At 66.3% G+C, this 13,517-nt stretch carries 13 protein-coding genes; 3 read left to right on the top strand and 10 right to left on the bottom strand.

What is annotated here, in order from left to right:
• Nucleotides 1-191 precede the first annotated feature (191 nt).
• Nucleotides 192-602, top strand: coding sequence for a VOC family protein (locus tag AC3G88_RS04955; protein ID WP_153945168.1), 411 nt, complete (start codon nucleotides 192-194; stop codon nucleotides 600-602).
• A 131-nt stretch (nucleotides 603-733) separates the two neighbouring features.
• Here the strand turns inward: AC3G88_RS04955 and aceB are convergent, their stop codons facing one another.
• On the bottom strand, nucleotides 734-2,317 hold the full coding sequence (gene aceB / locus AC3G88_RS04950; protein ID WP_153945169.1) for a malate synthase A: 1,584 nt from the start codon (nucleotides 2,315-2,317) through the stop codon (nucleotides 734-736).
• Nucleotides 2,318-2,372: 55 nt separating this feature from the next.
• Entirely contained in the window at nucleotides 2,373-3,074 is a 702-nt protein-coding gene (locus AC3G88_RS04945; RefSeq protein WP_400394846.1) for a haloacid dehalogenase type II, read from the bottom strand.
• 167 nt (nucleotides 3,075-3,241) lie between these two features.
• On the opposite strand from AC3G88_RS04945, the gene AC3G88_RS04940 reads away from it, so the two are divergent.
• Together AC3G88_RS04940 and AC3G88_RS04935 are read left to right on the top strand one after the other, a co-directional pair.
• Entirely contained in the window at nucleotides 3,242-4,198 is a 957-nt protein-coding gene (locus AC3G88_RS04940; RefSeq protein ID WP_488770277.1) for a substrate binding domain-containing protein, read from the top strand.
• Nucleotides 4,199-4,328: 130 nt separating this feature from the next.
• Nucleotides 4,329-4,763 carry a universal stress protein gene (locus AC3G88_RS04935; RefSeq protein ID WP_153945171.1) on the top strand — a complete coding sequence of 145 codons (435 nt, stop codon included), beginning with the start codon at nucleotides 4,329-4,331 and terminating at the stop codon, nucleotides 4,761-4,763.
• Nucleotides 4,764-4,898: 135 nt separating this feature from the next.
• Here AC3G88_RS04935 and aceA read toward each other — a convergent pair whose 3' ends face one another.
• From aceA to cysW, 8 genes are all read right to left on the bottom strand, one after another.
• A complete protein-coding gene (gene aceA / locus AC3G88_RS04930) occupies nucleotides 4,899-6,194 on the bottom strand; it encodes an isocitrate lyase (protein ID WP_488770278.1) in 1,296 nt (431 codons plus the stop codon).
• A 305-nt stretch (nucleotides 6,195-6,499) separates the two neighbouring features.
• Nucleotides 6,500-7,468: an alpha/beta fold hydrolase gene (locus AC3G88_RS04925; RefSeq protein ID WP_488893142.1), complete on the bottom strand. Its 969-nt coding sequence runs from the start codon at nucleotides 7,466-7,468 to the stop codon at nucleotides 6,500-6,502.
• 93 nt (nucleotides 7,469-7,561) lie between these two features.
• Nucleotides 7,562-7,981 (bottom strand): gamma-glutamylcyclotransferase family protein, encoded by a 420-nt coding sequence (locus AC3G88_RS04920; RefSeq protein ID WP_488770280.1) that lies wholly within the window; start codon nucleotides 7,979-7,981, stop codon nucleotides 7,562-7,564.
• A gap of 180 nt (nucleotides 7,982-8,161) precedes the next feature.
• Nucleotides 8,162-9,019 (bottom strand): LytR/AlgR family response regulator transcription factor, encoded by an 858-nt coding sequence (locus AC3G88_RS04915; protein WP_488893141.1) that lies wholly within the window; start codon nucleotides 9,017-9,019, stop codon nucleotides 8,162-8,164.
• A gap of 52 nt (nucleotides 9,020-9,071) precedes the next feature.
• The gene (locus tag AC3G88_RS04910; protein WP_488893140.1) at nucleotides 9,072-10,229 is read right to left on the bottom strand and encodes a sensor histidine kinase; all 1,158 of its coding nucleotides are present in this window, start codon (nucleotides 10,227-10,229) and stop codon (nucleotides 9,072-9,074) included.
• 349 nt (nucleotides 10,230-10,578) lie between these two features.
• Entirely contained in the window at nucleotides 10,579-11,526 is a 948-nt protein-coding gene (locus AC3G88_RS04905; protein ID WP_153945177.1) for a CysB family HTH-type transcriptional regulator, read from the bottom strand.
• On the bottom strand, nucleotides 11,523-12,629 hold the full coding sequence (locus tag AC3G88_RS04900; protein ID WP_400394866.1) for a sulfate/molybdate ABC transporter ATP-binding protein: 1,107 nt from the start codon (nucleotides 12,627-12,629) through the stop codon (nucleotides 11,523-11,525). The genes AC3G88_RS04905 and AC3G88_RS04900 overlap by 4 nt, the downstream gene beginning before the upstream one ends.
• Nucleotides 12,626-13,516: a sulfate ABC transporter permease subunit CysW gene (gene cysW / locus AC3G88_RS04895; RefSeq protein WP_488770283.1), complete on the bottom strand. Its 891-nt coding sequence runs from the start codon at nucleotides 13,514-13,516 to the stop codon at nucleotides 12,626-12,628. The genes AC3G88_RS04900 and cysW overlap by 4 nt, the downstream gene beginning before the upstream one ends.
• Nucleotide 13,517 lies beyond the last annotated feature (1 nt).

Here is a 13,517-nt window from a genome sequence, read left to right as displayed (position 1 = left end):
ATTATGGGGCCTCCCGCGCGCCGCTGTCCGTCCCCGGGCCACCCGTTCGGGGTGGCGGCCTGCACATCACTCCTGACAGCTTGTGTCAGGAGGCCGGGCGCACAATGCTGGCCCGGTGTCCGGAATGCGTCAGGAGCCGTCAGGAGCGGCCGCCCTGCGCCGCGCATCGGGAGAACGCTCAGGAGGCAGGCATGGAGTTGTTGATCAACATCGACGTCGATGACCTTGACCGCGGCATCGGCTTTTATGAGGCAGGACTGGGATTGCGGCTCAACCGCAAGCTGTTCGACGGCACGGTGGCCGAGCTGCACGGCGCCTGCGCGCCGGTGTATCTGCTGGCCAAGGCGCCGGGCACGCTGGCCACTACCCGGGCCGACACCCGGCGCGACTACGTGCGGCACTGGACCCCGGTGCATCTGGATTTCGTGGTCGAGTCGCTGGAACCGGCCATCGAGCGCGCGCTCAGCGCCGGTGCGGAAATCGAAGACTGGCCACGGGAGTTCGACTGGGGCCGCCAGGCGATGCTGTCCGACCCGTTCGGGCACGGACTGTGTTTTATCGAGTGGAAGGGAACCGGCTACGGCGCGCGAGCAAGCGCCTGAGGGGGGCGCCTCTCCCGCATGCGGGAAAGGCGTTTGGGGGAGAGGGTCGGCGGTTCTGCCAGCCCCTCTCCCCTCTCTTCCGCCCCGCTCCCACAGGCGGGAGCGGGGCGCACACACAAGGCAACGGAGGGTCAGACTTCCTCGTACAGCGGCAGGGTCAGGAATTCGGCAAAGTCTTCGGACGTCGACATTTGCTCGAAGATCTTCGCGGCGCGGTCGTAGGTCGGGCCGCTGCCGGCCACTTCCTTGACCTTGGCCAGTTCTTCCGGAATCAGCGCGCGCACCAGTTCGGCGGTGACCTTGCGGCCGTCCTCGAGCTTGCCCTTCGGCGAGCGAATCCACTGCCAGACCTGCGAACGCGAGATCTCGGCCGTGGCGGCGTCTTCCATCAGGTTGTGGATCGGCACGCAGCCGTTGCCGGCCAGCCAGGCACCCAGGTAGTGGATGCCGACGTTGATGTTCATGCGCAGGCCGTGTTCGGTGATCGGCGTTTCGGGCTGGAAGTTCAGCAGGTCGGCGGCCTTCACTTCCACGTCCATGCGCTGCTTCTCGAACTGGTTCGGCTTGTCGCCCAGCACGGCCACGAATTCCTTCATCGCCGGCTCGACCAGGCCCGGGTGGGCCACCCAGCCGCCGTCGTAGCCGTCGGTGGCGTCACGACGCTTGTCGCTGATGATGCCTTCCATGGCGATGGCGTTCTTTTCCGGATCGTTCTTGATCGGGATCAGGGCGCTCATGCCGCCGATGGCGGGCGCGCCGCGCTTGTGGCAGGTCTTCAGCAGCAGCAGCGCGTACGAGCGCATGAACGGCGCGGTCATCGTCACCTTGGCGCGGTCGGCCAGGCAGAAGTTCTTGTCCACCTTGAACTTCTTGATGCACGAGAAGATGTAATCCCAGCGGCCGGCGTTCAGGCCGGCGCTGTGGTCGCGCAGTTCGTATAGGATTTCCTCCATTTCGAACGCGGCCAGGATGGTTTCGATCAGCACCGTGGCCTTGATCGTGCCTTGCGGCAAGCCAACTTCCTTCTGGGCCATCACGAAGACATCGTTCCACAGCCGCGCTTCCAGATGGCTTTCCATCTTCGGCAGGTAGAAGAACGGGCCGGCGCCGCGGGCGATCTGCTCGCGGGCGTTATGGAACAGGAACAGCGCGAAATCGAAAATGCCGCCCGAGACGCGCTTGCCGTCGATCGTGACGTGCTTTTCGTCCAGGTGCCAGCCGCGCGGACGCACCTGCAGCGTGGCGATCTTGTCGTTGAGCTTGTAGTGCTTGCCGTTGCTGTCCAGCGTCAGCGTGCGGCGCACGGCGGCCTTCAGGTTCACCTGGCCCTGCATCTGGTTGTGCCAGTTCGGGGTGTTGGAGTCCTCGAAGTCGGTCATGTAGCTGTCAGCGCCCGAGTTGAAGGCGTTGATGACCATCTTGGCTTCCACCGGGCCGGTGATTTCCACGCGGCGGCATTCCAGCGCCTTGGGCACCGGGGCAACCTTCCAGTCGCCTTCGCGGATGTGCTTCGTTTCCGGCAGGAAATCGGGAATTTCGCCGGCGTCCAGGCGCTTGGCGCGTTCCACGCGCGCGGCCAGCAGTTCCTGGCGGCGCGGCTCGAAGGCGCGGTGCAGCTTGTCGACCAGGGCCAGGGCTTCCGGCGTGAGGATGTCTTCGTAAGCCGGCAGGATCTCGCCGGTAATCTTCATGCCCGCGGGCAGCGTGATAGCCATCAGTCTTCTCCTGTAGGTGCGATGGTGCGATGGTGTGTTCAAGGGGGCCCGCCTGTCAGACCGTTGCGCCCGAGGCGGCAACGAAGGCAAGCAGGTCGTTCATGTCGTGCCCGGTGCCGGTGGGCGCCACGTCCAGGCGCTCCGCCGGATGGCCGGCACGGTTGATCCAGTAGGTGGTGTAGCCAAACCACGTGGCGCCACAGGCATCCCAGCAGTTCGACGAGACAAAGAGGATCTCGCCGGCCGGCAGGTCGAAGGCTTTCGGGCCCAGCGCGTACGCGGCCGGCGCGGTCTTGTACTGCTTCACGGCATCGACCGACAGCACATGGTCGAACAGCCCGTGCATGCCGGCGCTCTTGACCGCGATATCGAGCATCTCCGGGTTGCCGTTGGACAGGATGCCCAGCGGCAGGTTGGCCCGCCGCAGGCGCTTGAGCGCCGCCAGGTTTTCCGGAAACGCCGACAGGCACGCATATTCCTTGAGCAGCTGCGCCTGCGCGGTGTCATCGAGCTTCAATGCCAGCCGCTCGGCGGCATAGCGCAGGGCATCGATCGTGATGTCCCAGAACGGCTTGTAGCGCGCCCCGTCCGGCGCGGCCAGCGAACGCAGCCGGGTGTAGTCGATCTGCCGCTCGCGCCACAGCAGGGCCAGCGCCTCGCCCTTGCCCGGGAACAGCTGCTCGGCGCGCGCCGTGACCGAATACACGTCGAACAGCGTGCCGTAAGCATCGAAGAGGACCGCGCGGATTTTGTTCATCTCTCAAAACGCCAAGGACTGAATGGACCTGTACACGATTGAATGCATGGAATTCTAGTGATGCGCTGCAGTGCGGCAAATAGGCGCGCTGTCACTTGATCTTTTACTTTTGCACTACTAATCTTGGCCATCCTTCTCAAGACTCGCCTACAACCGAGCTATCTTTCGTGGACCACTTCAAGCAACTGGAGACATTTGTATCGGTGGCGTCACGTGGCAGCCTGTCCGCTGCCGCAGCCGCCGAAGGCGTTGCGCCGGCCATCATCGGCCGCCGCATCGATGCCCTGGAAGAGCGGCTGGGCGTCAAGTTGCTGGTGCGCACCACCCGCAAGATCACCCTGACGTTCGAAGGCTCCGCGTTTCTCGAAGACTGCCAGCGCATCCTCAACGACCTCCACAATGCCGAAGCCAGCGTCTCCGCCGGCGGGGTCAAGGCCAGCGGCCACCTGCGCATCACCGCGCCGGCCGGTTTCGGCCGCAAGCACGTGGCGCCGCTGGTGCCGCTGTTCATCGAATCCCATCCCGACGTCACGCTCACGCTCGACCTGTCCGACCGCGTGGTCGACCTGGTCAACGAGGGCTTTGACTGCGCCATCCGCCTGGGCGACCTGCCCGATTCCAGCCTGGTGTCGATCCGCCTGGCCGAAAACCGTCGCGTGGTCGTGGCGTCGCCCGAATACCTGGCGCGCGCCGGGACCCCGGCCCTGCCCGATGACCTGGCCCGCCACAACTGCCTGCACTTCGGCGCCAGCGCCAACGTGCAGCGCGGCTGGGTGTTCCAGCAGGACGGCCGCGCCGTCACCGTCAAGGTGGGCGGCAACATGGAATGCACCGACGGGGCCGTGCTCCACGCCTGGTGCCTGCAGGGTCACGGCCTGGCCTGGCGCTCCTGGTGGGAAGTGGGGCAGGAAATCGGCAGCGGCCGGCTGGTGACCGTCCTCGACGAATTCCAGGCGCCGCCCATCGGCATCCACGCCGTCTTTCCACAACGCAAGCACCTGCCGCTGCGCGTGCGACTGTTTATCGACCATCTCAAGAACACCTACGGCAACCCGGCCTACTGGCGCCGCGCCGAACAGGCGCCCAGCAGCGCCGCCGCCGAAGTCCACGCCGTCGTCGCGTAGCACCGTCCGTGCGCTGTCAATCGCAGAATCTTGATATTTCACAATGACGAACACTGCACACTGACTACAATCGATGCAGACAGGCGCCGCGCTGGCCTGCACCCGTTCCCACTCGCGAAAGGAGTCCGGTATGTTCAAGCACATCCTGCTGCCCACCGACGGTTCGGAGCTGTCCAAGAAGGCCATAGACGGCGGCCTGGAACTGGCCAAGGCCATCAATGCCCGCGTTACCGCCTACGTCTGTCTTGAGGAATATCCGTATACGCCCTTCAGCGAGATCGTGGTCGAGGCGCCCCAGGCGTTCAAGGAACGCATCGAGAACCAGGCCCGGCTGTACCTGAAGGAAATCGAGAACGCTGCCGTGGCCGCCGGCCTGCCCTTCGACGCCGACATGACCACCTTCGCCGTGCCGTACCTGGGCATCATCGACGCGGCGGAACGCCATGGCTGCGATGTGATCTTCATGGCCTCGCACGGCCGGCGCGGCCTGTCAGGCCTGCTGCTCGGCAGCGAAACGCAGAAAGTGCTCACGCATACCGATATTCCGGTGATCGTCTACCGATAGCTCCCACACCGAGAGGTGCCAGAAAAACGAAGGTGCCTCTCGAAAAAAGCCGCGCCGCAGGTCTTGCGGCGCGGTGCCAAACTGACGGCGCGATGGTCGCGCGCCGTCCCCGAATCCCCTTTCCGGTCAGGTGGCTCAGGCCACCTTCTTGTCGAAGAACTGTTCGTCTTCGGTCGATCCCTTGAGCGCGGTCGTCGACGACTGGCCGCCTTCGATGGTCTGCGTCACGGCGTCGAAGTACCCGGTGCCCACTTCGCGCTGGTGCTTGACGGCGGTGAAGCCCTTCTCGGCGGCGGCAAACTCGGCTTCCTGCAGTTCCACGAAGGCCGACATCTGGTTGCGCGCGTAGCCGTGGGCCAGGTTGAACATCGAGTAGTTCAGCGAATGGAAGCCGGCCAGCGTGATGAACTGGAACTTGTAGCCCATGGCGCCCAGTTCGCGCTGGAACTTGGCGATCGTGGCATCGTCGAGGTTCTTCTTCCAGTTGAACGACGGCGAGCAGTTATAGGCCAGCATCTTGCCGGGAAATTTGGCATGCACGGCTTCGGCAAACTTCTTCGCAAACTCCAGGTCCGGCTTGCCGGTTTCGCACCACACCAGGTCGGCCACTTCGGCGTAGGCCAGCGCGCGGGCAATCGACTGGTCGATGCCGGCCTTTGAACGGAAGAAGCCTTCCACGGTGCGCTCGCCGGTCAGGAACGGCTGGTCGCGCTCGTCCACGTCCGAGGTCACCAGATCGGCGGCCTCGGCATCGGTGCGCGCGATCACCAGCGTGGGCACGCCCGACACGTCGGCGGCCAGGCGCGCGGCGGTCAGCTTGGCCACGGCCTCGCGGGTGGGCACCAGCACCTTGCCACCCATGTGGCCGCACTTCTTCACCGACGCCAGCTGGTCTTCGAAATGGACGCCGGCGGCGCCCGCTTCGATCATCGACTTCATCAGTTCGAATGCGTTCAGCACGCCGCCGAAGCCGGCCTCGGCATCGGCCACGATCGGCGCGAAGAAGTCGGTGTCGCCCGTACCTTCGCTCCACTGGATCTGGTCGGCCCGCTGGAACGTGTTGTTGATGCGCTTGACGACCATCGGCACCGAGTTGGCCGGGTACAGCGACTGGTCCGGGTACATCTCGCCGGCCAGGTTGGCATCGCCAGCCACCTGCCAGCCCGACAGATAGATGGCCTTCAGGCCGGCCTTGACCTGCTGCAGGGCCTGGTTGCCCGTCAGCGCACCCAGCGTATTGACGAACGGCTCGGTGTTCAGCAGCTGCCAGAGCTTTTCCGCGCCCCGGCGGGCCAGCGTGTGCTCGATCTGGACCGAACCCCGCAGCCTGACCACGTCTTCGGCCGTGTAATGACGTTGCACGCCCTTCCAGCGCGGGTTGCTATCCCAGTCCTTTTGAAGGGCATCGATCTGTTGTTGGCGGGTCGTCATGTTCACTCTCCTGTAGCAATGTCGAGATGGCATGGAAATCGGCGACGGCTCCCCGGCGGCGGCTTGCCCGGGGGACCCGGGACGCTGTGTCTTTGGCGTCTCAGGTCATGTGTCTTATATAAGAGTGTAGAGAACCTTCCCGCGTTGCAACAAGCGCCGATGGTCGCCGGCGCACAGTTTTTTAATTGATAAAAATCAAAGCGTTAGCTTCGTCTTTTCACGATACGGCAAGACATTTTTCAGGATGAGAAATGCCGGGGCCGTTATCACGCCCGGATTTTTGCGGACCAAAACATCATTCCGCATCATGAAATTCTGGCAGCCTCCGGGTCGACACGGGCGGCTTCCAGCGCAGGTGAAGCGGCCGCGCCATCGAGATGGTCGACAAACTCGCCCACCATCGCCGCCATGCGTTGCGGATGCGACAACGGCAGCCAGTGATGCGCATCGATCTGGCGGCGCCATAGCCGGGCCACCCAGCGGCCCAGATCCTCGGTCACGGCGGGCCGCACGTAGCGGTCGCGCGTAGGCACGATGACCTGCACCGGCGCATGCGCCCGGCGTTCGCGCAGCGCGCGCAGCCGTGCGCGGAGATTGGCGCGATACAGCCGCAGCCCGTGGATGCCGTCCGCCGTCTGCGTGGGATTGGCTGGCACGTGCAGCCCTTCGGTGTGGCGCAGCCAGAACGGCCAGCCGCGCCCGAGCCAGAGCTTCCAGTTCCATTCGGGCAGCAGCGGGATATGAAAGAACACGATGTACCACGACGCCAGCGCCTGGCGCAGCGTGGCGCCCCATTGCCCGAGACTGCGGCGGCCACCGGCACGCAACGCGCTGGCGGCGTGGTCCAGGCACGGCCCCGAGCACGACGTGAACGAGGCGATGCGGCCGTACAGGCGCGGATCGGTCACGAACTCCCAGCCCTGGATCGATCCCCAGTCATGGCCCACCAGATGCACCGGCCGGTCCGCCGACACGGCGTCGATCACGGCAATGAAGTCGTCGGCCAGCCGTTCCAGGCGATAGTCGGCCACGTCAGGCGGTGCATCGGACTGCCCCGCCCCGCGCACGTCGTAGGCAATGACATGGAACCGCGCCGCCAGTGCCTGCGCCACGCCGTGCCACACCTCGCTGTTGTCGGGATAGCCATGCACCAGCACCACCACGGGATGCGTGGGATCGCCCCAGGCCGAGGCGGCAAGGCGGACACGGCCGGACTGGACATGGAATCGAAGCGGAGCCCTTGCGGAAGGCGCGGGCGGGGGCGGCTGGGTCATGGGCGGGCGTTGTGCGTTGACAGCACCGGATGTCATCGCCAGCCATGCTACCGCCGTCACGTGCCGCGTGACGGCGTTTGAAATGTTTCGTCTTCAGGCCGCCGCGGCGGTGTCACGCGCCTGGCGATAGGCCACCCAGTCACCCCCGTCGATGCGGGCCAGCCCGGCCACCGCAGCGTCCGCCACCGGGTACAGCAGGCAATCGGTCGGCGCGCCGTCCAGCATCACGGCCTGCGTTTCGCGGATGAACAGCGTGGCCTGCCCGGGATAGACCTCTTCGATCTCGTCGAGCACCGGCAGCAGCGCGTCGGGAATGTCGTACACGTCGCCCAGCACCGGGCCGGCCGACGCATCGAGCACCAGGCCGGGATACGTGCCGAAGTCATAGAGCCGCCCGGCAATGCTGGCCGTGCCGACCAGCGTCGCCGCGCCGATGCCATGCCGCGCGGCGGCCCGGTTCAGATCGTTGACCTCGCCGGCACGAAGGGTGCCGTAGACAAACACTCGCTGCATGGCGCAATCCTTGGCTGACGGAACAGGGAACAGGGAACAGGGAACAGGGAACAGGGAACAGGGAACCCCATGGTAGAGGAAGCCGCGTGGCAGCGGAACCTTCGCGCCCGTTTTCCCCGCCGTGGTGCAGGCGGCCCATACCGGCCCGGTCGGCCCCGTTCGGCACCGGCCCGGGAGGCCCTACATCTGCTTGAACAGGTGCGCGTACTGCCGCGCAACCGGCAGCGACTCCGGCCGGTCGCGCAGCTTCAGCGACAGGCGCCCCAGCGACTGGTTCACGGCGCTGGCCACGCAATCGATATTGACTACCGTGCCGCGATGGATCTGCCAGAAGCGGTCGGGGTCCAGCCGCTGCGTCAGTTCGCGCAGGCTGGTGCGGATCAGCGCCTCGCCGCCGGTGGACACCACGTTCACGTACTTGTCGGTGGCCTCCAGATACACCACTTCATCGACCGGGATGATGCGTACTTCCTGCCCTACCAGCGCCTTGATAAAGCGCAGGTAGTGGCCGCGCGGGGCGGCGGCGGGCTGCTCCAGCGACTCCAGCCGCTGCAGCAGTTGCGCCAGCCGGTCGGTGTCGACCATGGTGCCGATGTCGGTGGCGGCTGCCTCGTCGCCGTCATCCCCCTCGTCGTTGCCGGCCGCCCTGCCCGCTTCGGCGGCCTTGGCACTCAGGCGCGCCTTCAGGCGCCCCACCGTGGCCTCCAGCCGTTCGTGCTGCACGGGCTTCAGTACGTAGTCCACCGCCGCGCGCTCGAAGGCTTCCAGCGCAAACTGGTCGTACGCGGTGACGAACACCACCAGCGGCGGGTGGTCGAACTCGATCAGTTCGCGCGCCACGTCCATGCCGCTCATGCCCGGCATGCGGATATCCAGGAAGGCCACGTCGGGCCGGTGGGCGCGCGCGGCGTCCAGCGCGGCCATGCCGTCATGCACCACGGACACGATCGTGGCTTCGGGCCACAGGGCTTTCAGTTCGGCTTCGAGAACGCGGGCGAGCAGCAGCTCGTCGTCGGCGATCAGCAGGGTCGGAGACATGGGGGACGGATGTCAGGGACAGAACGGTTCAGGGGGCGGGGCTCGGGCGCGCTCAGGTACGGGAGATGGCCGGCGCCACGGTGGCGGGCGGCGCAGGGCGCGCGTCCGGCGCGGCGCGCATCGGCACGAAGGTCGGCTCGGTGCTGCGCGTGAGCGGCAGCGTCAGCCGCACCACCACGCCGCGCGGCACGTTTTCTTCCATCTGCATCGTGGCCGCCGCGCCAAAAATGCGCGCCAGCCGTTCGCGCACATGGGTCAGGCCCAGGCCGGACCCGCTCTTGCCGCTCTGGCAGAAGCCCACGCCGGTATCGGCAATCAGCACCTGCAGGCTGCCGTCCTCGGCCTGACGTGCGGACAGCACGATCTTGCCGCCGCGCATGCAGGGTTCGATGCCATGCGTGACCGCGTTTTCCACCAGCGGCTGGATCAGCATCGGCGGAATCTCGGCATCGGCCAGCGCCGGCGGCAAATCCACGGCGTAGTCGAGCCGCGCGCCGAAGCGCATGCCCTGGATGTCGAGGTAGCTGCGCAGCAGTTCGAATTCCTGCGCCAGCGTGCAATGCTCGGCGCGCGTGTGCGACAGCGACATGCGCAGGAAGCCGATCAGCCGCTGCAGCAGCTGGCGCGCCGCACGCGGGTCGGTGGCGATCAGGCCGTCCAGGTTGGCCAGCGAATTGAACAGGAAGTGCGGCTCGATCTGCGCCTGCAGCGCCATCAACTGGGCGCGCACCAGCTGCTTTTCGGCCTCCTCGCGCTGCAGGGCGTCCAGCGCCGCCTGGCGTTCCAGATAGGCCAGCTTTTCACGCGACCAGTAGAAATAGATCATGCTGGCCGACGCCAGCATGCCGACGATCAGGCACATGCGCAGCATGTCGCCGGTGGCGGCCGCGGATTTCTCGGGCAGGTGCAGCAGTTCGCGCGTGGCCCAGCTGCCCAGCACCACGCCCATCGGCACGGCTACCACGGCCAGGCACATGAACGGCCAGCGGCGCGGGCGGTCGTTCCACCAGATCAGCACGCGCGGCACGTCGATCAGTACCCAGATCGACAGGCCGATCAGCTGGCTGTAGACAAAGTTCTGTACCAGCGTGCCGCCGGTCTGGAAGCCATAGTTGAGGCTGACCGCGATGACGGTGTTCATGCAGAGCACGAACAGCAGGTCTCGCGCAAGAATATTGAGCCGTGACGGCACCGCGCACGACATGCGCATATCTCTCTCCCTCCTTCTGCTCCACAAACCGCGTGCAAATCTGTGATGCACTGCAGCATAGGCAGCGGCCCGGGCATTCGGTGGCTGCCGGGCGCTGCGATGAAGGGCACTTTACGCCGGAGCGCGACGGGAAGAAAGCGTCGTGCGACGAACCGGCGGGAAATGGCGCGATTGGTGCAGGGATTCGACCAGCGGGTCGTACGCCCGTTTGAAGGCATGCGGCGTCCCGGGCTGGCGCGGGACGGCCCGCCCGGGCGGTGCATCGGGTGGCGGGCCGGTGGCTGCCCGGATGGCCCGGGCAGCGGTCAAGGCGGCGATCGGGCCAGTATCCGGCGGCCCTCAGGCGGCCTCAGGCCGCCACGGCCAGGCGACTGGTCGCTTCGGCCAGCGCGGTTGATACGGTGTCGCGCGACAGGTGCGGCGCGAACATGTTGATGAACGCATGGGCGTAGCCGCGCAGGTAGGCGCCGCGCCGCACGGCCACGCTGGTGGTATTCGGCTCGAACAGGTGAGCGGCCGAAATCTGCGTCAGGCCGGCGTCCTTGCGCGAGTCGTAGGCCATCGACGCGATGATCCCCACGCCCAGTTCCAGTTCGGCATAGGTCTTGATCACGTCGGCATCCATGGCGGTCAGCACGATCTCCGGCTGCAGCCCGGCGGCGGCAAACGCGCCATCGATCTTGCGGCGCCCGGTAAAGCCGGCGTCGTAGGTGATGATGGGGAAGTTGCACAGGTCCTCTAGCGTGGGCTCGGGCAGGCGCGTCAGCGGATGCTCCGGCGACACCACGATCACGTGCTGCCAGCTATAGGCCTCGAACGACGTCAGCCCCGCCTCGCTCGCCACCGCCTCGGTGGCGATGCCGATATCGGCCTGCCCCGTCAGCAGCAGTTCCACGATATGCGACGGCGACGCTTCCTGTAGCGCCAGCGTGACGTGGGGATATTCGCGCCGGAAGCTCTGCACCACCTTGGGCAGCGCGTAGCGCGCCTGCGTGTGCGTGGTGGCCACGGTCAGGCGGCCGGTATGGCGGCCCGCGAACTCGTCGCCGGCCTGGCGCAGGTTTTCGGCTTCGAGCAGCAGCCGTTCGACGATGCGCACGATCTCGCGCCCCGGCTCGGTCAGGCCGGTCAGCCGCTTGCCGTAACGCTCGAAGATCTCCACGCCAAGCTCTTCCTCGAGCTCGCGGATCTGGCGCGACACGCCGGGCTGCGACGTGTACAGCGCGTTGGCCACTTCGGTCAGGTTGAACTGGCGGCGCACCGCCTCGCGAATCGAACGCAGTTGCTGGAAATTCATCGTGCCGCCCCTTGTTCCTGTGTTGTTGTCTGGTTGCGGTTGAACACGCGCAGCTGGCGCGGACGCACCGCCAGCAGTTCGCCCTCGCGGAAGCCCTGGTGCCGGAAGCGTTCCAGCGGCAGCGCCACCTCGATCACGTCCTGGTTGTCTTCGCGCTCCAGTTCCAGCTGGGCCACCGGGCCCAGCGTCAGCGCACGGCGCAGCGTGACAGCAATGCCATCGGTGCCCGGCGCGTAGCGTTCCAGTTCCAGGTCGTGCGGCCGGACGTAGGCCACCGCATCGCCCGCCGTCTCGTGGCCGCTGCCCACCACGGGCAGCACCGCCTCGCCCGTATGCAGCAGCCCGCCGCTGTCGCCCACTTCCAGCCGGCCGTGGAACAGGTTCACGTTGCCGAGGAAGCCGAACACGAACGGTGTGGCCGGATGGTTGTAGACCGCCTCGGGCGTGCCGAACTGCTCCACGGCGCCACGGTTCATCAGCACCACCTGGTCGGCCACTTCAAGCGCCTCTTCCTGGTCGTGGGTCACGAACACGCTGGTCACGTGCAGTTCGTCATGCAGGCGGCGCAGCCAGCGGCGCAGTTCCTTGCGCACCTTGGCGTCGAGCGCACCGAACGGTTCGTCGAGCAGCAGCACACGCGGCTCCACGGCAAGCGCCCGGGCCAGCGCGATACGCTGGCGCTGGCCGCCCGACAGCTGTGCCGGGTAGCGGTCGCCCAGCCAGTCCAGCTGCACCAGTTCCAGCAGCGACTTCACCTTCTCGCGGATCCTGGCCTCGGACGGGCGCTCGGCGCGCGGTTTCACGCGCAGGCCGAAGGCCACGTTCTCGAACACAGTCATGTGCTTGAACAGCGCGTAGTGCTGGAACACAAAGCCCACGTTGCGCTGGCGCACATGCGTCGACGAGGCATCCTGCCCGGCCAGCACCACCTGGCCCGCGTCGGCCCGTTCCAGGCCGGCGATGATGCGCAGCAGCGTGGTCTTGCCGCAGCCGGACGGCCCCAGCAGCGCCGTCAGTTCTCCTTCGGCAAAGTCCAGCGAGACGTCGTTGAGCGCCACAAAATCGCCAAACCGCTTTTGCACGTTCCTGACCTGAATGCTCATGATGGCTGCCCTTCCGATGCGTGTTCACGGCTGGCGCGCACTTCCACCAGCGTCTTGATTCCGAGTGTGACCAGCGCCAGCAGCGTCAGCAGGGACGCCACGGCGAACGCGGCCGCGAAGTTGTATTCGTTGTAGAGAATTTCCACGTGCAGCGGCATGGTGTTGGTCAGGCCCCGGATATGGCCCGATACCACCGACACGGCGCCGAACTCGCCCATCGCCCGCGCATTGCACAGGATCACGCCGTACAGCAGACCCCAGCGGATGTTTGGCAGCGTCACGTGCCAGAACGTCTGCCAGCCCGACGCACCCAGCACGATGGCCGCCTCTTCCTCTTCGCTGCCCTGCGCCTGCATCAGCGGAATCAGCTCGCGCGCCACGAACGGGAAGGTCACGAAGATCGTGGCCAGCACGATGCCCGGCACCGCGAACATGATCTTGATGTCGTGGGCCTCCAGCCACGGGCCGAACCAGCCCTGCGCGCCGAACATCAGCACGTAGATCAGGCCCGAGATCACCGGCGACACCGAGAACGGCAGGTCGATCAGCGTGATCAGCAGGTTCTTGCCCCGGAAGTCGAACTTGGCGATGGCCCAGGCCGCCGCCACGCCGAACACCACGTTCAGCGGCACCGCGATGGCCGCCACGGTCAGCGTCAGCTTGATGGCCTCCACCGCGTCGGGCTCGGTCAGCGCCGCCAGGTAGGTGTCCAGGCCCTTGCGCAGCGCCTCGTAGAACACCGAAGCCAGCGGCACGAACAGGAACAGCGCCAGGAACAGCACCGCCACGGTAATCAGCGTATAGCGCACCCACGGCGATTCGCCCGTGGCGTCGTGCGGATGTCGGGCGGCAGCCTGGCCGCCCAGTCGGGATACAGCGCCGGCCATG

The sequence above is a fragment of the Cupriavidus sp. 86D6 genome, assembly GCF_057815095.1.
This window is presented reverse-complemented; position numbering and strand designations above follow the sequence as displayed.